Annotated in this window: 18 protein-coding genes; 14 read left to right on the top strand and 4 right to left on the bottom strand. The window is 73.2% G+C overall.

Going from position 1 to position 18,218, the window contains the following annotated elements:
* Position 1: 1 nt before the first annotated feature.
* The 9 genes from guaA to BMW78_RS16900 all read left to right on the top strand — a co-directional run bounded on the left by guaA (position 2) and on the right by BMW78_RS16900 (position 9,807).
* Positions 2-1,591: a glutamine-hydrolyzing GMP synthase gene (gene guaA / locus BMW78_RS16935; protein ID WP_281247099.1), complete on the top strand. Its 1,590-nt coding sequence runs from the start codon at positions 2-4 to the stop codon at positions 1,589-1,591.
* A gap of 22 nt (positions 1,592-1,613) precedes the next feature.
* Complete coding sequence (locus BMW78_RS16930) at positions 1,614-2,327, top strand: lysophospholipid acyltransferase family protein (RefSeq protein WP_245735930.1); 714 nt, start codon at positions 1,614-1,616, stop codon at positions 2,325-2,327.
* 10 nt (positions 2,328-2,337) lie between these two features.
* On the top strand, positions 2,338-3,042 hold the full coding sequence (locus BMW78_RS16925) for a hypothetical protein (protein ID WP_143056315.1): 705 nt from the start codon (positions 2,338-2,340) through the stop codon (positions 3,040-3,042).
* 23 nt (positions 3,043-3,065) lie between these two features.
* Complete coding sequence (locus BMW78_RS16920; RefSeq protein ID WP_143056314.1) at positions 3,066-4,025, top strand: serine hydrolase; 960 nt, start codon at positions 3,066-3,068, stop codon at positions 4,023-4,025.
* A 244-nt stretch (positions 4,026-4,269) separates the two neighbouring features.
* Complete coding sequence (locus BMW78_RS20910; protein ID WP_177180450.1) at positions 4,270-4,428, top strand: hypothetical protein; 159 nt, start codon at positions 4,270-4,272, stop codon at positions 4,426-4,428.
* An 87-nt stretch (positions 4,429-4,515) separates the two neighbouring features.
* Positions 4,516-4,980, top strand: a complete 465-nt coding sequence (locus tag BMW78_RS16915) for an HNH endonuclease (RefSeq protein ID WP_091762149.1) — start codon at positions 4,516-4,518, stop codon at positions 4,978-4,980.
* Between the two features lie 325 nt (positions 4,981-5,305).
* Positions 5,306-7,624: a hypothetical protein gene (locus tag BMW78_RS16910; RefSeq protein ID WP_091762147.1), complete on the top strand. Its 2,319-nt coding sequence runs from the start codon at positions 5,306-5,308 to the stop codon at positions 7,622-7,624.
* A 63-nt stretch (positions 7,625-7,687) separates the two neighbouring features.
* Positions 7,688-9,001, top strand: a complete 1,314-nt coding sequence (locus BMW78_RS16905; protein WP_091762145.1) for a Mur ligase family protein — start codon at positions 7,688-7,690, stop codon at positions 8,999-9,001.
* Entirely contained in the window at positions 8,998-9,807 is an 810-nt protein-coding gene (locus BMW78_RS16900) for a type 1 glutamine amidotransferase (protein WP_245735929.1), read from the top strand. The genes BMW78_RS16905 and BMW78_RS16900 overlap by 4 nt, the downstream gene beginning before the upstream one ends.
* Here BMW78_RS16900 and BMW78_RS16895 read toward each other — a convergent pair.
* Positions 9,743-10,978 (bottom strand): lysylphosphatidylglycerol synthase transmembrane domain-containing protein, encoded by a 1,236-nt coding sequence (locus BMW78_RS16895; RefSeq protein WP_245735928.1) that lies wholly within the window; start codon positions 10,976-10,978, stop codon positions 9,743-9,745. The two genes, BMW78_RS16900 and BMW78_RS16895, sit on opposite strands and share 65 nt — an antisense overlap.
* Positions 10,975-11,796 (bottom strand): PIG-L deacetylase family protein, encoded by an 822-nt coding sequence (locus BMW78_RS16890; protein ID WP_091762143.1) that lies wholly within the window; start codon positions 11,794-11,796, stop codon positions 10,975-10,977. Before BMW78_RS16890 ends, BMW78_RS16895 begins: the two co-directional genes overlap by 4 nt.
* Positions 11,797-11,831: 35 nt before the next feature.
* Here BMW78_RS16890 and BMW78_RS16885 point away from each other — a divergent pair, with 35 nt between their 5' ends.
* Positions 11,832-12,962, top strand: a complete 1,131-nt coding sequence (locus tag BMW78_RS16885; protein WP_091762141.1) for a glycosyltransferase family 4 protein — start codon at positions 11,832-11,834, stop codon at positions 12,960-12,962.
* The gene (locus tag BMW78_RS16880) at positions 12,959-13,681 is read left to right on the top strand and encodes an NUDIX hydrolase (protein WP_091762139.1); all 723 of its coding nucleotides are present in this window, start codon (positions 12,959-12,961) and stop codon (positions 13,679-13,681) included. The genes BMW78_RS16885 and BMW78_RS16880 overlap by 4 nt, the downstream gene beginning before the upstream one ends.
* Positions 13,682-13,710: 29 nt before the next feature.
* Here BMW78_RS16880 and BMW78_RS16875 read toward each other — a convergent pair whose 3' ends face one another.
* Positions 13,711-14,148, bottom strand: coding sequence for a hypothetical protein (locus BMW78_RS16875; protein WP_091762137.1), 438 nt, complete (start codon positions 14,146-14,148; stop codon positions 13,711-13,713).
* 3 nt (positions 14,149-14,151) lie between these two features.
* Complete coding sequence (locus tag BMW78_RS16870) at positions 14,152-15,645, bottom strand: PspC domain-containing protein (protein ID WP_177180449.1); 1,494 nt, start codon at positions 15,643-15,645, stop codon at positions 14,152-14,154.
* A gap of 125 nt (positions 15,646-15,770) precedes the next feature.
* Between BMW78_RS16870 and BMW78_RS16865 the strand changes: the two genes are divergently transcribed.
* Genes BMW78_RS16865 through BMW78_RS16855 form a run of 3 tightly spaced genes read left to right on the top strand, consistent with a single transcriptional unit; the run spans position 15,771 to position 18,192 of the window.
* Positions 15,771-17,168: an ATP-binding protein gene (locus BMW78_RS16865; RefSeq protein WP_245735927.1), complete on the top strand. Its 1,398-nt coding sequence runs from the start codon at positions 15,771-15,773 to the stop codon at positions 17,166-17,168.
* Positions 17,155-17,832, top strand: a complete 678-nt coding sequence (locus tag BMW78_RS16860) for a LuxR C-terminal-related transcriptional regulator (protein ID WP_091762133.1) — start codon at positions 17,155-17,157, stop codon at positions 17,830-17,832. Before BMW78_RS16865 ends, BMW78_RS16860 begins: the two co-directional genes overlap by 14 nt.
* 15 nt (positions 17,833-17,847) lie before the next feature.
* Positions 17,848-18,192 carry a hypothetical protein gene (locus BMW78_RS16855; RefSeq protein ID WP_091762131.1) on the top strand — a complete coding sequence of 115 codons (345 nt, stop codon included), beginning with the start codon at positions 17,848-17,850 and terminating at the stop codon, positions 18,190-18,192.
* Positions 18,193-18,218 lie beyond the last annotated feature (26 nt).

Raw genomic sequence — 18,218 nt, 5'->3', positions numbered from 1 at the left:
TGTGGAGGCACCCGAGATCGAGCTCCAGGCACGGCCCGTCCTGGTCGTCGACTTCGGTGCCCAGTACGCCCAGCTAATCGCCCGGCGGGTGCGCGAGGCCAACGTCTACAGCGAGGTCGTGCCGCACTCCATGCCCGTGGCCGAGATGCTCGCCAAGGACCCGGCCGCCATCGTGCTCTCCGGCGGACCGTCCTCGGTCTACGAGGAGGGTGCGCCGTCGCTCGACCCCGCGCTCCTCAAGGGAGGCGTCCCGGTCTTCGGCATGTGCTACGGCTTCCAGGCGATGGTCCAGGCACTCGGTGGCACCGTGGCCAAGACCGGTCTCGGCGAGTACGGCGCGACCCCGGCCCGGGTCACCGACACGGCATCCGTGCTCTTCAACGGCCAGCCCGACGAGCAGTCGGTGTGGATGAGCCACGGCGACTCGGTGACCGGGGCGCCGGAGGGCATGCGGGTGACCGCGTCGACCGCCGGTGCGCCGGTGGCGGCGTTCGAGGACGACGAGCGGCGGCTCTACGGCGTGCAGTGGCACCCCGAGGTCATGCACTCGACGTTCGGCCAGCGGGTGCTCGAGAACTTCCTGTGGCGCGGCGCCGGCATCGAGGGTGACTGGACCGCCGCCAACGTCGTCGACGAGCTCGTCGAGGCGATCCGCCAGCAGGTCGGTGAGTCGCGGGTGCTGTGCGCCCTCTCCGGCGGCGTCGACTCCTCGGTGGCCGCAGCCCTGGTGCAGAAGGCCGTTGGCGACCAGCTGACCTGCGTGTTCGTCGACCACGGCCTCCTGCGTGCCGGTGAGGCCGAGCAGGTCGAGAAGGACTTCGTCGACGCGACCGGCGTCGACCTCGTGGTGGTGGACGCCAAGGACCAGTTCCTGTCGGCGCTGGCGGGCGTCTCCGACCCCGAGGAGAAGCGCAAGATCATCGGCCGCGAGTTCATCCGCGTGTTCGAGCAGGCCGCTCGCGACATCGTCGGCGAGCACCGCGGCGACAACGACCACCCGGTCGAGTTCCTCGTGCAGGGCACGCTCTACCCCGACGTCGTCGAGTCCGGCGGCGGCACCGGTGCGGCGAACATCAAGTCGCACCACAACGTGGGTGGGCTCCCGGAGGACCTGCAGTTCAAGCTCGTCGAGCCGCTGCGCTCGCTGTTCAAGGACGAGGTGCGCCAGGTCGGGCTCGAGCTCGGCGTGCCCGAGGGAATCGTCTGGCGCCAGCCGTTCCCCGGTCCGGGCCTCGGCATCCGCATCGTCGGCGACGTCACCGCGGAGCGGCTCGAGGTGCTGCGCGCGGCCGACGCGATCGCCCGCGAGGAGCTGACCGCGGCCGGTCTCGACCGCGACATCTGGCAGTGCCCCGTGGTGCTGCTGGCCGACGTGCGGTCGGTGGGCGTGCAGGGCGACGGCCGCACCTACGGCCACCCGATCGTGCTGCGCCCGGTGTCGTCCGAGGACGCCATGACGGCCGACTGGACGCGCGTTCCCTATGACGTGCTGGCCAAGATCTCGACCCGCATCACCAACGAGGTGCGCGAGGTCAACCGCGTCGTGCTCGACGTCACCAGCAAGCCGCCGGGCACCATCGAGTGGGAGTGAGCCAGCCGGGGGGAGGGCCCTCGTGAGCGAGGGCGTGTTCAGCCGTGCGGTGATGCGTCACGTGCTGATCGGCCCGCCGCTCAAGCTGGCCACCCGCTTGCGGGTCGAGGGGCGCGAGCACGTGCCGCCGACCGGACCGCTCATCGTTGCCTCCAACCACCTGTCGTTCGTCGACTCGATGGTCATCCCGCTGGCGTCGAGGCGGCAGGTGCACTTCCTCGGCAAGGCGGAGTACTTCCAGGGCAAGGGCCTGCGGGGTTCTGGGGTCCGCTGGTTCCACTCGACCGCGGGCACCATCCCGGTCGACCGCAGCGACCCGCGGGCGGCCCTGAGGTCGCTCGAGCTGGGCGAGGAGGTGCTGCGCCGCGGCGAGGCGTTCGGCGTCTACCCCGAGGGCACGCGCTCGCCGGACGGCCGGCTGCACCGGGGCCGCACCGGCGTGGCCCGCATGGCCGTCAACAGCGGGGCGATGCTCCTGCCCTGCGCCGTGATCGGCACCGACAAGGTCCAGCCGCCCGGCTCCAACGGGCTGCGCCCCGCCAAGGTGACCGTGCGCTTCGGTCGGCCCGTCGACGTGGAGGGTCTGGCCCGGCGCTACGAGAAGGCGGCGCTGCTGCGCGCCGTCACCGACGCGACCATGGACGCCATCGCCGAGCTCAGCGGCCAGGAGCGGTCCGACCGCTACGCCAGCGACGTGAAGGCCGAGCTGGCGGCCCGTGGGTCCGTCACCGCCTGAAGGCAGCGGCATGGGCGTGTTGGAAGCCGGCGCAGGCGCTCCCGACCCTCGCGTGGTCCGCGCGGTGGCCGCCAACGCGGCCTGGTGCGAGGCGGTGTGCCGCGTCCACGGCATACCGGGGTCCGTCGGCGACGGCCTGTGGCGCGCCGGCGGTGAGCCACCACCGTTCTACCCGGACGCCGTGACACTGCGGCCGGGACTGGAAGCTGACCGCGTGGCCGAGGTCGTGCCCGCGCGGCCAGGTGCATCCGTGAAGGACGGCTTCGGTGACGTGGACCTGAGCGGTCACGGCTTCGAGGTGCTGTTCGAGGCCTCTTGGATCTGGCACCCGTCGGTGCCCGCGGGCGAGCCCGCCACCGGACCGGCGTGGTGCGCGGTCGAGGACGAGGCCGGGCTGGGCGCGTGGGCGGCGGCGAGCGGACAGGGCGCGACGTTCCTGCCCGCGCTCCTGTCGGACGAGTCGGTGCGGTTCCTCACGGCACGAGCCGATGGTGAGGTCGTGGGGCGGGCGGCCCTCTGCCTGGGAGCCGGTGTCGTCGGGGTGAGCAACGTCTGGGCCGCCGCCCCGGGCGTGTGGGAGTCGCTCGTCGCTGCGGCCGGGCAGTGGTTCCCGCGGCGTCCGGTCGCCGGCTACGAGCGCGGAGCCGACCTGGCGTCCGCCGTGGCGGCCGGATTCGAACCGGTCGGCCGGCTGCGCATCTGGCAGCGCCGCTGAGCGGACGGCTACCCTCGGTGCGCGTGCGGCACACCGTCTGGACCCACACCGTCTGGGTCACCGTGATGGCCCTGCTCGTCGCCGCGTGTGGCGGTGGCGGAGCCGGGCGAGCCGTCGGCACCTCCTCGGCGACATCCGCCTCGAGCGCTCCGTCGACGTCTCCGCCTGGTGCTGCGGGCGCCGCCACCACGAGCACCGGTGTCACGCCGAAGGCCGCCCGCACCGCCACGCCCACCGCGCGCCGGACCACGACACCTGCCCGGAGGACGACTGCCGTGAAGCCCTCGCCGAAGCCGAAGGCCGCCCCCGTCGGGCTCGTCGGCGAAACCCGCAACGCGCTGGCCTTCGCGCCGCTCAGCAACCCCGGCGCCGTGACCGTCGAGGGATCCGTGCCGAGCTACCGGGCCTGGTCGACCTCCAAGGTGCTCGTGGTCGCGGCCTTCCTCGACACGGTGGTCGACGGCGACCCTGGTCGGCTGACGTCGACCCAGCGCACCCAGATCCGGCGTGCCCTGACCGAGTCGCACATGGAGTCGACCATCGCGCTGCGCGAGCAGATCCCCCGCAGCCCGGGCCGGGCGATCACCGCCGTGCTCCGCTCCGTCGGTGACACGACGACCGTCGCCCCCGACCGGTCACAGGGGTCGATGCAGTGGACCGTGCGTCAGCAGGTCAGGTTCATGGCCGCCCTCCATGACCGACGCGTCGTCTCGAAGGCGGCCAGCGCGTACATCCTGAGGAGCATGCAGCCCATCGAGGCGCACCGGTGGGGCCTGGGCACGATCGGGGCGTCCGCCTTCAAGGGCGGCTGGCTGCGCAGCGACACCGAGACGCGACAGATGGGCATCGTCGACGGGTATGCCGTTGCCATCATCACCGCGGGTGTCGGGCCGGCCGTCGTGCAGACCGACGGCGACGCGGCGCACGTGCGGCAGATGAACCACCTGGCCGATGTGCTGAAGAGGCGCCTCGCCGTCGAGTGACCTGACGGGGGCTGTCCGGTTGCCTGTGGATGCGCCGGTTCGCTGTCGGTGGCCTCCAGTAGACTCGAACGCATGTTCGATCGGTTGGTGGAGGCGCAGCGGTTGCTGCGGGAGGAGTTCGAGTCCTCCCGCGCCCGGAGTGGTGCCGCCGGCCTGTCGGACGGCGAGCTGGTCGAGCGGGTGGAGGCCGCGCAGAGGGTGTCGAACATGGCGCAGGCGGTGCAGGCGCAGCGGGTGGCGCAGTATGCCGCCCGGGAGGACGTCCGACGCCCGCACCCTAGACCAGGCCCACGCAGACGCGCTGGCCGACCTGGTGCAGGGCAACGCCACCGTGACCACGACCCTCACCTTCGCCATCCCCGCCGTCGCCCCGGCACCGGCCGCCCACCGGGCCAGCAGCTGACCCCGCTCGGGATGCCTGGGGGTCAGCCGCCATCCGGCGATCAGAGCCCCGACGCTGGTGTGGACGTCCCGGTGTGGGACGTCACCGGTGTCCCTGTCCTGGGGGGACGCGTTGCCGGTCATCGAGGTCCCCGGTGTCGGGGAGGTGCCCGGCGAGGTGGTCCGCCAGGTCGCGGCCGCGTTCGGGACCAGGGCGGTGCTGGCCTTGTGTGACTGGCAGTCCGGCAGCCTGGCCTCAGAGACCTGTGACGCCTACACCCCACCGGCCTGGCTCAAGCGACGGGTGCGGGCCCGGGACGGCACGTGCCGGTTCTTCGGGTGCACCGTGCCTGCCGCCCGCTGCGACGTCGACCACGTCCTTGCCCACCCTCGCGGGCCGACCGAGGAACCGAACCTGATGTGCCTGTGCCGGCACCACCACCGCCTCAAGCAGCAGGAACGCTGGCGCGTCACCATGACCGAGGGCGCGGTGGTCACCTGGACCACCCCGGTCGGTGACCAGTTCACCACCTGGCCGGTGGACCACCTCGGCGTCCGCGACATGGCCTCCTGACCCGCGTCCCCCGAAGGGAACAGGTGGCCCTCACCCAAACGGTCAGACATCGCGGGGGTTCAGGACGTTTACGTGGTTTCTGTCCTACCTTGGGCTGAATCGGCGCCTGGACCGACGGTCAGCGGCGCACCGGACCCTTCTCGGAATCGAACGCCGCACTCCCACGACCGTGACTGCCTCCCATGCGCCTGTGCCCCCCATGCCTCCTGTAGCGGCGTCTTCTGCCGCGAGCGCGCCTCCACCCTGTGGCCCGGGTGCGCTGGCCGCTGCCGGGTCAGGCCCCCGGCCGGGCCTCGCCATCTCGCTTCGCCGCCGAGCTATCTCGGTGCTCCGCCGAGGCGCCGTCGGCACGGCAGCCACGGCCGTGCTGGCCGTGGTCGCCGCGGCCGCCGCCGCTCCGGCCGCTGCCGTGACGACGACCAGCGCCAAGACCGCCACGTCCAGCCCCACCGCCCCCGCCACAACCACCTCCACCACCAAGCCAACCGCCACCACCAAGCCAACCGCCACCACCTTGGCCAGCACGACGGCACCGGTGCTGTCGGTCGCGGTGCCATCCGGGCTCACGGTCGGCCGATCGGCGTCCGTCTCCGCGACGCTCAGTGGCGTGCCGGGTGGGCAGACGGTCCGCATCACCCTGGCCAGCGTCCCGGGCCTGACCTGTGCGGCCACGGAGTGGGTGGCAACCGGCACGGCCCGCACGAAGTGCCTCTTCACGCCACGAGCCGCCGGCGGCTACACGTTGGCCGTGACGGCGGTCCGCTCGGTGTCCGGAACGGTGCTGGGCACCTCGACGACCTCCCGCCGCGTGGCGGTCGCCGCGCCGGCCCTGTCCCTCGCGGTGCCGTCCGGGCTCGCGGTCGGACAGTCGGCAACGCTGTCCGCGACCCTGAGCGGTGTGCCGGCCGGACAGACGGTCAGCGTGACGCTGGCCAGCCTCCAGGGGCTGAGCTGCACCGCCACGGCGTGGGTCACGCCGGGCACAGCGCGCAAGACGTGTGTCTTCACGCCCCGCGCAGCCGGCGGGTACACCGTGGCAGCCACTGGCGTGCGCAGGGTGTCCGGCACGGTGGTGGGGACCTTGGCGACGTCCCGCCGGGTGACCGTCGCCGCGGCGCCGCGGCTCACGATCACCTCGCCGTCCCTGACCCACGTCGGCACCACCATGTCCGTCAGCAACACGCTCGCCGTCGTGCCGGTCGGCCAGAGCGCCAGCATCTCCATGACCGGCCTGACCTGTGGCAGCACCACGTGGGTGACGAAGGGGACCGCTCGGGCCACGTGCGCCTTCCGGCCCACGGCAGGCGGCGCGTACACGCTGCGGGCCCAGGGAGCCATGCTGCTCTCGGGACGGACGCTCGGCACCGCGACGACTGCCACCCGCGTGACAGCCATGGGGGTGACCGCGGTGGTGCCGGCCACGGTGCGCCGCGGTGAGAAGACCGTCCTGCGGTTCACCATCGGCGCCGGCTGGGCGCCGGGGACCGTGGTGACCCTGGCACCGGGTGTCGCGGGAGCCACCGGCTGCCCCGCCACCATCACGGTCCGCCTGTCGGTCGAACGCACGGCCGTTGCGAGCTGCACGGTCGTCCCGGAGCCCACCAGGACCATGCGGGTGGCGCCCGACGTGCGCGCCGGCACCACCGGGCACATGGCTGGAGCTGCCGTCAGCCGCGCCGTCCTCGACGGCCCCGCGCTCGACGCCGCTGCGGCCGAGGCGGCGTGGCGCCAGCAGTCGCAGGCGCTGTGGGACCTGGCCCTCGCCACGGTCGACAGCAGCCACGACGCCGCGTCCACCGGGTTCGAGATCATGCTCCGCGCGCACCAGGTGGGCTGGGACGACCCCGGCGTGGCAACCCTGGTCCAGCGGCTGCTCTCGCTCCGCAACCCCGACGGTGGATGGGGGACCGGCACCGCCTGGGACGCCTTCCAGGACGGGACGGTCAACCCGGCGGACACGAGCTACACCGTTTCCACCGCCGGGCACGCAGGCCCTGCCCTGCTCGGGGCATGGCAGCACGGCCTCGTGTCCGACGCAGACCTGCGGGCGGCCGTCGACTCGATCCTCACCACGCCGAGCTGGAAGGTCCCCGGAGGACTCTGCATCGCCTACTCGCGCTCGCCCAACGACACCACGGTCTGCGTCGCCAACGTCACGCTGGGCGCGGCTGCCTGGCTGAAGCAGGTCCGCGAGGCCACCGGTTGGTCCATCCCCCTGCTCGACGACCTCGTGGCGCAGGTGTCCGCCGCCGACCGCTACCTCTGGGACCCCGTGACGGGGTACTGGGCCTACTCCGACCTGCCCGCCTCGCTCGGAAAGCCCCAGGACGCACCCCACCAGGGCTACACCCTGCAGTCGGTCCTGGTCCTCGACCCGGTGCTGGGGAAGTCCGCGACCACCCAGTTCCTGGCCAACCCGTGGTGGGGCCAGCCGCGCGGCGGCCTGCTCGGTGACTTCGGCAACGGCATGTCCCAGGTCGCCTTCACCGACTGCACCGGGGCTGCGGCGTCCCCTGCCCTGCTCGAGGCGTTCACGGCGATCCAGAGCTATCCGGCAGACCAGATGACCCGCTTCCTGGCGTTGCAGGGAACGCTGTACGGGTTCCGCACCCTCGGGGTCTGCTTCACGGGGGAGACCTGGTAGGTCGTGTCCCTCTGGCGGGTGAGGGTGCTCTGGGCCCCTGATCCCACCGGCTAGGGTTGGTGCGTGCTGAGGACGACGGCAGCGGTTGTGGCAGGCAAGGCGGCGCGGGCCGCCTCGCGCCTTCGAGGCGGTGGTTCGGCCCTGCCGGGCCTGGTCGCCGAGAAGGTCGACCCCGGGTTCCTCTCCCACGCCCTGGCCGATGTGCCGCGGGGGATCGTCGTGGTCAGCGGCACCAATGGGAAGACCACGACCACCAAGATGCTGGTGGCCGTGCTGCGGGGCCACGGGCTGGGCGTGTTCACCAACCCGACCGGCAGCAACTTCACCCGCGGGGTCATCTCCTCGATGCTCGGCGAGCTCCCGATGGGTGGCCGGCTCAAGGCCGACATGGCGGTGCTCGAGCTCGACGAGGCCCACGCGCTGAAGTTCGCCGCCGCGGTCAGGCCCACCCACGCGCTGCTGCTCAACGTCGCCCGCGACCAGCTCGACCGGTTCGCCGAGATCGACCACACGGCCCAGCTGCTCGCCTCCCTCGCCGAGCAGACCACCACCGGTGTCGTGCTGAACATCGACGACTCGTTCATCTCGCGGATCCGCGACCGTGTGGCCGACGGCGTGGCGGTGCGCTACTTCGGCGTCGACGCCTCGATCGCCGACCGGCTCCCGGAGATCCAGGAACAGGACGTCCGGTTCGACGACGACTTCGTGCCGCCCAAGCCTGGCGCCGACGACGGCCTGCTCAAGCCGAGCGACGAGCGGACCTTCGAGGTGCTGTTCGGCGAGCCGGGGTCGGGCCAGCACGTCGGACCGCTCGAGCTCCAGCAGCGGGGCCTCGCCGCCATGATCAACGCGACGGCCGCCACCACGGCCGCACGCATGCTGCTCGGTGACGAGTTCGACGCTGCCCGGGCCGAGGCGGCCCTGCGGGCCGTGACCCCGCCCTTCGGCCGCGGTGAGGTCGTCATGGTCGACGGCCAGCCGCTCGAGCTGGTGCTCGTGAAGAACCCGGCCGGCTTCACCGTGGCGCTGGGCACCTACGGCAGCACGCCGGTGAGCACGATGATCGCGATCAACGACAACTACGCCGACGGCCGCGACGTCTCCTGGCTCTACGACGTCTCGTTCGAGAGCCTGCGCGAGCAGGGTGTCGCCATGACCAGCGGTGTGCGCGCCTACGACATGGCGCTGCGGCTGCAGTACGACGACGTCTCGGTCGACGCCATCGAACCAGACCTCGAGGAGGCCCTCGACGCCTTCCTGGCCGCCCACCACGGGCAGCCCATGCGGATCTTCTGCACCTACACGGCGATGATGAGCCTGCGCCGGGTGCTCGCCGCCCGCTACGACCTGCCCGACATCGGCGAGGAGGCCTCGTGAGCAACCTGCCCCTGCAGGACGTCGACGTCCACATCCCCGGTGAGCCCGAGGGCTCTGCCCGCGTGCCGAGCGCTGACCGCGCCGGCAAGGGCGTCATCAACCTCGTGCACCTCTACCCGCGCGAGATGAGCATCTACGGCGACCTGGGCAACACCCGGTGCCTGGCCGCCCGGATCCGACGGCACGGCTACAGCCCGGTGGTCCACCAGCACCACCCCGGCGCGCAGTTCCCGGCCGAGCCGCACCTCCTCGTCGGCGGCGGTGGGCAGGATTCCGGGCAGGTGCGGGTCGAGGCCGACCTCGAGCACATCGGCGACCGCCTCCGGGAGCTGGCCGAGGGTGGCACGCCGATGCTCATGATCTGCGGCATGTACCAGCTCTTCGGCAACGCCTTCATCACCGTCGAGGGACAGCGCCTGCCGGGCCTGGGCATCCTCGACGTCACGACGCAGGGCAACGCCAAGCGCATGATCGGCCCGGTCGTGCTCGACACCGAGTTCGGCGAGGTCGTGGGCTACGAGAACCACTCAGGCTCCACCACGCTCGGCGCCGGACAGGCACCGTTCGGCACGGTCCGGGCGGGCTTCGGCAACAACGGCAGCGACCGCACCGAGGGAGCCCGGATGAACAACGTCGTCGGGTCCTACCTGCACGGCCCGATCCTGCCCGCGAACCCCGCGCTCGCCGACGCTCTCATCGCCCTGGCTGCGGAGAAGGCCACCGGGCGGCCGTTCGAGCCGGTCAGCCAGGATGACGCGGTGGCCGACCAGGCCCGGATGCGCCAGGTCCGCCGTCTGGTGAAGTAGTCGCCGGCGACGCCGACGAGGCGGGGGTCTCGGTGGCGGCTGGCGCCTCCTTCTCCGAGTCGTCCTGCGGCGCCTCCTCCTCCGGGTGGTCCACCGGTGCCTCCTCCTCCGGGTGGTCCTCCGGCGGCTCCTTCTTGGGGCTTGCCAGCCACGCGAGCCAGCCGATGGCGCCGAGCGGGATCTCCATGAGGTGGGTGTAGACCGAGAACAGCACCACGGCCGCAGTCGCGTTGGCCGGGTGGGCCCCCCACGCGACGAGGGCCGCCGCCGTCGCCAGCTCGGTCACGCCGAGGCCGCCGGGCGTCACCCCCACCGCGGTGAGGAGCCGGCCGATCGCGTAGGCAGCGAAGGCCTGGCCGTAGAACATGTCCACGTCCGTGATGCGCAGGCACAGCACGAAGAGCACGAAGTAGACGGTGAAGTACCCGACCAGGCCCAGCGTCAGCTTCAGCCAGCCGGTGCGGACGATGTCGTTGATACGGGCCCGCAGGTCGATCACGAGGGCGCGCACGCTCATGGCGCTGCCGCGGCCGGACCGGTGGGTGAGCGGCCGGATCACCTTGTCGATGCCCTGGCCGACCACCAGGGCCGCCCGCTCGGAGGCGAGCACCGAGACGAACACGGCGATGATGGCGACCCCGCTGATGGTCGCCGCGAGCGCTGCGTCCGCGAGGGCCCTCGGGATGTTCTCCGCCCCGGAGAAGAGCCCCACGATGGCGATGACCGGCAGGACGATGCGGGCCATCACGTTCCAGACGCCGGTGACGATGGCCGAGGTCGAGATGTCGCGCCGGGAGAAGCCCCACGACCGGCAGATCGTGTAGGTGGCGGCGAGACCGGCCGCGCCGCCGCCGGGCAGGAGGTTGCCGACCGCCGAACCGGCGACGTTGACGATGAGCGCCTGGTAGTGGCGCAGGCCGTGCAGCGAGCCGGTGAGCGTGAACGTGTAGCTCCAGAGGCCCATCAGGACGAGGAGCATCAGCCCGGCGGCCGTGGCCAGCGGCACGCTGCCGAGCACGGTGAAGACCTCGGCCCAGCTGGTCTTGGCGAAGTAGGGGAGCCCCCACACGAGCAGGCTGGCCGCCAGGCCCAGGCCCAGCACCATCCGGGTCACCTGCCGCAGCCGCGAGGGTCGGTGAGGCACGGTCCGGGGCGCGGCGGGCGTGCTCACGGGAGCCCCTCGAAGACGTCGCGGGCGACCGGTGAGCCCGCCGGCCGGCTCGCGTCCACGAACCACTCGCGCCCGAACACCAGGTCGTACAGCGGCCGGGGGATGCGCAGGAAGGCGGCCAGCGTGCGGTCGGCGCCCCCGTCCGCGCTCGCCTGGGAGGCGTGGGCGCGCATGGAGGCGCGCTTCGCGGCGGCATACCTCCACACGCTCACGCGGTGGGTGATCTCGGACCGCGCGCTGAACGCCCGCTGGAACGAGGTGGGGTCGAACTCCGGGGGGAAGCGGTAGACCCGCGAGGCCAGCGCGATGGCGCGGCAGATGGTGTCGCGGGGCACGGTCGCCTGGAGCATCCGCGGGGTGCCCGCCCGTTCGGCGGCGAGCGCGGCCACCCGGTGCACCTTGACGTGGTCACGGTGGCCGTAGCCGCCGTTGCGGTCGTAGCCGAGGAGCACGTCGGCGCGCTCCTCGCGCAGGATGGCGGCGAGCCGGTCGGCGGCCTCCTCGTCGGTGGCCCGCACGAACCGGACCCGGCCCGGCGGGTCGGGGTCCAGCTCGGGCCCCAGGCCGCTGTCGGCGTAGCCGAGGTGCTCCACGCGAGCCACCCCGAGCCGCGCGGCGGAGGCGCGCAGCTCGGCGAGGCGACGCTGCCCGAGCTGGCCGTCGGCGGCATACGTGCTCGACGCCAGCCCGAGGTCGCCGTCGGTCGCCACCACGAGCACCACCCGGTGACCCTCCGCCGCGGCGCGCGCCATCGTGCCCGACGTGAGCAGCGCCTCGTCGTCGGGGTGGGCGTGGAAGGCGATCAGGGTATGGCTCATCACCGGCCATCCTGTCGCATGGCAGGCTCTGGTCCGTGAAGGTGGCGCTGCTGTCGGACTGTTACCTGCCCCGGCTGGGCGGGATCGAGGTCCAGGTCCACGACCTGGCCACGCAGCTGCGTGCCCGCGGCCACGACGTCGACGTCTTCACCGCGACACCCGGCACCCACGGTGAGCGGCACGGGTTCGTCGAGGTGGTCGACGGCACCACGGTGCACCGCATGGCGCTCCGGCTGCCGTGGGAGCTGCCGGTGAACCCGCTCGCCCCGCCGGAGGTGCGCCGGCGGCTGCGCGAGGGAGGCTTCGACGTCGCCCACGTCCACATGGGCGTGGTCAGCCCGTTCGCCACCGACATGGCCGACGCCGCGCTCGCCGTCGGCGTGCCGACGGCTATCACCTGGCACTGCCTCGTCGAGCGCTCGCGCCCGCTGTTCCGGTTCACCGGCCACGCCCGCCGCTGGCACCGCAGGGGTGCCGTGCTCAGCGCCGTCTCCCGGGTGACCGCGGAGTCCGTGCGCGGCATCGTCGGAGGCGACCCGCAGGTGGCGGTGCTGCCCAACGGCATCGACGTCTCGCGCTGGGAGCCGCCCCACCCTCGTGTGACACCCCCCGGCGAGCCGGTCCGCGTCGTGGCGGCGATGCGGTTCGCCGCCCGCAAACGGCCGGTCGCCGTGCTCGAGGTGGCGCGCAAGGCCCGCGAGATCGTGCCCGCCGACGTGGCCTTCACCCTCGACCTCATGGGGGAGGGGCCCGAGCGCCGCCGCCTCGAGCGGTATGCCGCCGCGCACGACATGGCGTCGTGGGTGCGCCTTCCCGGCCGCGTCTCGCGCGACGAGCTGCGGCGGCGCTACTGGGAGTCCGACCTCTACCTCACGCCGGCGCGCCTCGAGGCCTTCGGCATCGCAGCCCTGGAGGCGCGCACCGCCGGGCTGCCGGTGCTGGCGCGCACCGGGACCGGCGTCGCCGACTTCGTGGAGGACGGCGTTCACGGAGTGCTCGCCCCTGACGACGACGCGCTCGCCGAGGCGCTCGCCCACCTGGTGGTCGACACCCGGCTGCGCGCGACCATCGCCCGCCACAGCGCCACGACCCCGCCGCCGCAGTCGTGGTCGGCGGTGCTCGACCTGGTCGAGGCGGAGTACCAGCGAGCCGGGGCACGCCCGTGAGTGGGCACCCGCACCCGCCCACCCCGGCCCTCCACGTCGTGGGCGTCGACGACGAGGGCCGGGCCGTCGCGTCGTTCCGGCTGGCCCACGGCGCCGACCCCGTCGCCGTGCTCCTCGAGCAGGGCTGGGTGGCGCGCCAGGTCTGCGGGGTCGACACGGTCTCCGACCCCGACCACACCCTGACCCTCCGGTATGCCGTGCGGCCGGCCTCCGAGGCCGACGCCCCACAGGCGCGGCCCGCCGTGCCGACCGACCAGGGGTTGGTGAGGGAACCGGGGGAGCAGGTGCATCCCTACCAGCGTGCAGCCGCCTACGGCCTCGTGACCAGCGCTCGCGGCATCCTGCTCACCCAGCTCTCGGAGTCGACCAACGCGGCCGGCCGATGGACCCTGCCCGGCGGCGGCATCGACCCCGGGGAGTCGCCGCTCGAGGCGCTGCACCGCGAGGTCTGGGAGGAGAGCGGCCAGTCCGTCGAGGAGCCGGCCGTCCTCGACATCCACACCCAGCACTGGGTGGGTCGCGCCCCCAGCGGGCGGCTCGAGGACTTCCACGCCGTGCGGATCATCTTCACCGCCCACTGCCCGGCGCCCACCGACCCGGTGGTGCACGACGTGGGCGGGTCGACCGCGGCCGTGCGCTGGGTGCGGCGCGAGGAGGTCAGCGGCTACCGGCTGACCCGGTCCTTCGCGCCGCACCTGCAGGCCTGGCTCGACCTCTAGCGCGGCTGGTCCCTGCGACGGCTGGTCTGTCAGCGACGGCGCCGGCGGGAGGTCAGCAGCCCGAGGCCGCCGAGCAGCACCAGCACGAGGCCGGCGATGACGATGCCGAGCGGGCCGACGTTGCCCCAGTCGATCGTCCAGTGGGCGATCTCCTGGGCGAAGGCCGCTGCGGCGATCACCAGGCAGACCAGGCCGAGGATGACAGGCGCGACGTACGGCCCGCGGACGACCGGGGGAGCCTGTGGCGACACCGGCGGGGCCAGCGTCTGGGTGAGCTGGGGTTCCCTGCCGTGCGGCTCGGCCGGCCGGGGTCCGCCCAGGGGGAGCGCCTCGGTGGGCTCCTGCGTGCGCTGGGGCTCGGGGTGGAGGGTCATGTCGGTGGTCTCGTCCGGCTCGAGGCGGTCAGGGCGGTCAGGGCGGTCGGGGGTGTCAGGGCGGTCGGGGGTGTCGGGGGTGTTGGTGCTCACGGGTCACTCCTTGCCGATGATGATCTGGCCGAGGCCGACCTTGGCGGTGACGACGAGGTCGGTGGGGCCGGAGCCGATGACCTCGGTGCTGCTGAGGTTGCGGCCGCTGTTGCCGTCGGAGGTCCACTGGCCGTTCTGGAGGTCCCACCCGTCGGCCTCCTTGATCTCGCCGACGTTGACGTTGCTGCGGATCTCCACGGTCAGGTCGTCGGGCACGTAGATGCGCAGCTCGCCGGCGCCGATGCTGGCGCTGACCTTGCCGGGTGTGGCCGGGTTCGTGGGGTAGTCGCCGAGGCGGAGGTTGGCCGAGCCCGCGCCGAGCGAGAAGCTCTCGGAGCTGGTCGTGCCGAGCGGACGCCACTCCCGGTCGCCGACCCCGCCGCCGATCTGCAGGCCCGGCACGAGGGAGGCGAACCACGTCGTGATCGCCAGCACCACGGCGATGAAGCCGGTGAAGCCCGCTCGGAAGCCGGCCAGGCCCATGGCGAGCACGGCGATGCCGAAGACGGCCAGGGCCGAGGCGAGGCCGAGGACCCGCTCGTCACCCGACCAGTTGAACGTCCCGTGGGCCCACACGGTCAGGCCGTAGGCGCACAGCGCCAGGCCCGAGACGAGCACGGCCGCAAGGAAACCGGCGCTGCGGTGCCGGGGGCGCGGCGGCTGCGGCGGCCGGGCAGCCGGCACCGGTGGCGGGGCGTACATCCCGGGACCGCCGGGACCGCCGGGGCCCATGGGTGCGCCGGGGCCGACCGGGCCGCCCGGGCGGGCAGAGGTGCTGCCGGGAGCGACGGGTCCGGCTGCGCCGGGCGGCACGGGTGTGCCGGTGCCGGTGCCGGGAACGTTGGGGGCGTAGGGCATCGGGCCCGAGGCAGGCTGGCCCACCGGGGGCTGCGCAGCGGCGTCGCCGCCACCCCAGGCCGACGCCTTCTGGCCCACGTCCTGGCCCCACGCCGCGGCCTGCGCCCCGGCCTGCTGGCCCCACTGACCGGCCTGCTGGCCCCAGGCGGCGACCTGCTGCCGGGTGGCCTCGTCGTGACGGCTGCGGTTGGCCAGCCAGATCACGACGCCGACGGCGATGACGAGCCACCACAGCCACCACAGCCCCCAGCCGTTGCCGTCGAAGACGCCGGTGCCGCCGACCAGCGACAGCGCGATGAGCACGAGGATCGCGATGCCCCAGAAGTCGCCGTGCCGCAGGCCCCGCTCGGCCACGATCTCCTCGCGGTCGTTGGGGATGAAGGCCCACGCGATGAGGTAGAGCGTCACCCCGATGCCGCCGAGCAGGATCAGCACGACGAGGGCGGCCCGGATGACCAGCGGGTCCACGCCCAGCCGGTTCGCGATGCCCGAGCACACGCCGGCGAGCCACTTGTCCTCGGTGTCACGGCGGACGTCGATCCCGCGGAGCCAGCTGAAGAAGCGGTCGAGCCCTGAGCTCGAGTTCGGCTGGGAGCCCGGATGCGGTGGGCCAGCAATCTGGCCAGGGTTCTGCGTCATGGCAGCCATGCTTCCCGGGGCCGGTGCCCCTCACCATGAGGGTCGACCCTGACCCCACCCTGAAGAAGGGCCCTCCGCCCCTGAATGGGCGCGATGGGCAGGTCCGGGTGGGCCAAGATGGGCACATGCCGACTCCCTACGAGCGCACCCCGGGTGCCGTCGAGACCGGTGCCGCCGCGCGCCGGCCTCCGCGCCGGATGCACCGACCCGTCGAGGGCCGGATCATCGCGGGTGTCTGCGCCGGGCTCGCCGAGCACCTCGGCTGGTCCGCTCGGATGGTGCGCGTCGGCTTCGTCCTCCTGAGCCTGCCCGGAGGCGCCGGGCTGGTCGCCTACCTCTTCCTCTGGGCGCTCACACCGCAGTCGGTCGGCGGCGCGGTCGAGCGCGACGACGGCCGGGTGCCCGTCGACCCCGCGCGGCCGGAGGGCCCGGCCCGGCCGGTCGACCAGGCCGCCGCGGTCGTCGGCGGTGCCTCCGACGAGGAGCAGCGCACGGCGGCGCGCACCCTGCTGGTCGGGGGTGGGCTGCTCATCGTGGGCCTGGTGGTCGTGGCCCAGAACGCCGGGTTCAACCTGCGGCTGGGCTTCCTCGTCCCCCTCCTCGTCATCGCCGTCGGTGCCGTGATCGCCTGGTCGCAGCTCGACGACGCCCAGCGCGGCCGCTGGCTCGGCACCCCCGACGGACCCCGGCGCTTCAGCGTCGCCCGGCTCGCCTTCGGCGGGTTCCTCGCCCTCACCGGCCTGGTCATCGTCGCCACCCGTGGGCGGTCCCTGACGGCGGTCTGGGACATCGGCCTCGCGTCGCTCGCCGTCGTCGCGGGCATCGTGCTCATCGCCGCGCCGTGGGGCCTGCGGCTGTGGAGCGACCTGAGGCGCGAGCAGGCCGAGCGGGCCCGCGCCACCGAGCGAGCCGACATCGCGGCCCACCTGCACGACTCGGTGCTCCAGACGCTGGCGCTGATCCAGCGCCGCGCCGACGACCCCGCCGCCGTGGCCCAGCTCGCGCGGGCCCAGGAGCGCGAGCTCCGCTCCTGGCTGTATGCCGGCCCGTCGGGGTCCGACGCCACCCTCGCCTCCGCGGTCGCGGAGGTGGCGCACGAGGTGGAGGACGTCCACGGCACACCGATCGAGCTGGTCGCCACCGGCGACCGCCCGCTCGACGACGGCGGCACCGCGCTGGTGCGGGCCGTGCGAGAGTCGCTGCTCAACGCGGTGCGGCACGGCCGCCCGCCGGTGTCCGTCTACGTCGAGATCGGCCCGTCGGGTGTCGAGGCGTTCGTGCGCGACCACGGCGAAGGGTTCGAGGTCGACGACATCCCCGAGGACCGGCTCGGTGTGCGGCAGTCCATCCTCGGTCGCATGGAACGCCACGGCGGCTCGGCGCGGGTGCGTCGCCTCGAGCAGGGCACCGAGGTGTCGCTCGCACTGCCGCCACTCCCCACGAACGGCGCCGCCGCCCCTGCAGGATCCGTCCCGACTCACGACACCACACCCCCAGCGGAGGCCTCCCATGCAACCCCGTGACCCGCGCGTCGAGGTCGTCCTCGTCGACGACCACCGGATGTTCCGCTCAGGCGTGCGGGCCGAGATCGGCGACCTCGTCGACATCGTCGGCGAAGCGCCCAACGTCGACGCGGCCATCGAGGTCATCACGCGCACCCGGCCCGCCGTGGTGCTGCTCGACGTGCACCTGCCCGGCGGGAACGGCAACGGGGGAGTCGACGTGCTGTACGGCTGTCGCGGCCTCGAGACCGCGAGCGGCCAACCGGTGCGGTTCCTCGCCCTCTCGGTCTCCGACGCAGCCGAGGACGTCATCGCGGTGATCCGCGCCGGCGCCCGCGGCTACGTCACCAAGACCATCAGCGCGAACGACCTCACCTCGGCGATCCGCCGGGTGGCCGACGGCGACGCGGTGTTCTCGCCGCGGCTGGCGGGTTTCGTCCTCGACGCGTTCGGCGCGGCGGCCGGCGAGATCGCCGAGGTGGACGAGGAGCTCGACCGGCTGAGTGCCCGCGAGCGCGAGGTGATGCGCCTCATCGCGCGCGGCTACCAGTACAAGGAAGTCGCCAAGGAGCTCTTCATCTCCGTGAAAACCGTTGAGACACACGTCTCCTCGGTGTTGCGCAAGCTGCAGCTCTCGTCGCGCCACGAGCTGACGGCCTGGGCGATGGGTCGCCGCCTGCTGTGAACTAGGCTGCCGGTCATGGACTTCGTCAAGGACCTGTTCGTCCTCCTCCACCTGGTCGGCATGGCGGCCATCGTCGGCGGCTGGATCGCGGTGGCCCGAGCGCCCAAGGTGATCCCTCCGATCCTGTGGGGTGCTCGCGCGCAGGTGCTGACCGGCCTGATCCTCGTCGGGCTGCTCGAGGCGACCGACGAGACGGTCAACAACGCCAAGATCGGCGTGAAGCTCGTCGTCGCGCTCGCGGTGGCCGCCTGCGCCGAGATCGGCAACGCCCGCCAGAAGCGCGACGAGGCGAACCCCATGCTGGTCAACGCGGCCGGTGGCCTGGCGCTGCTCAACACCGCCATCGCGGTGCTCTGGTAGGAGTCCTCGGACCGGCAGTCCCGGCC

Origin of the sequence: Pedococcus cremeus (assembly GCF_900111375.1) — a bacterium.
GTDB lineage: Bacteria > Actinomycetota > Actinomycetes > Actinomycetales > Dermatophilaceae > Pedococcus_A > Pedococcus_A cremeus.
The sequence above is the reverse complement of the archived record's forward strand: the minus strand, read 5'-3'. Positions and strand labels throughout refer to the sequence as shown.

Excerpts from the sequence above, each read along its gene's own strand:
- BMW78_RS16925 (WP_143056315.1), top strand. The coding sequence starts at position 2,338 with ATGGGCGTGTTGGAAGCCGGCGCAGGCGCTCCCGACCCTCGCGTGGTC.
- BMW78_RS20910 (WP_177180450.1), top strand. The coding sequence starts at position 4,270 with ATGCCGCCCGGGAGGACGTCCGACGCCCGCACCCTAGACCAGGCCCAC.
- BMW78_RS16890 (WP_091762143.1), bottom strand. The coding sequence starts at position 11,796 with ATGAGCCATACCCTGATCGCCTTCCACGCCCACCCCGACGACGAGGCG.
- BMW78_RS16870 (WP_177180449.1), bottom strand. The coding sequence starts at position 15,645 with ATGACGCAGAACCCTGGCCAGATTGCTGGCCCACCGCATCCGGGCTCC.
- BMW78_RS16865 (WP_245735927.1), top strand. The coding sequence starts at position 15,771 with ATGCCGACTCCCTACGAGCGCACCCCGGGTGCCGTCGAGACCGGTGCC.
- BMW78_RS16860 (WP_091762133.1), top strand. The coding sequence starts at position 17,155 with ATGCAACCCCGTGACCCGCGCGTCGAGGTCGTCCTCGTCGACGACCAC.
- BMW78_RS16855 (WP_091762131.1), top strand. The coding sequence starts at position 17,848 with ATGGACTTCGTCAAGGACCTGTTCGTCCTCCTCCACCTGGTCGGCATG.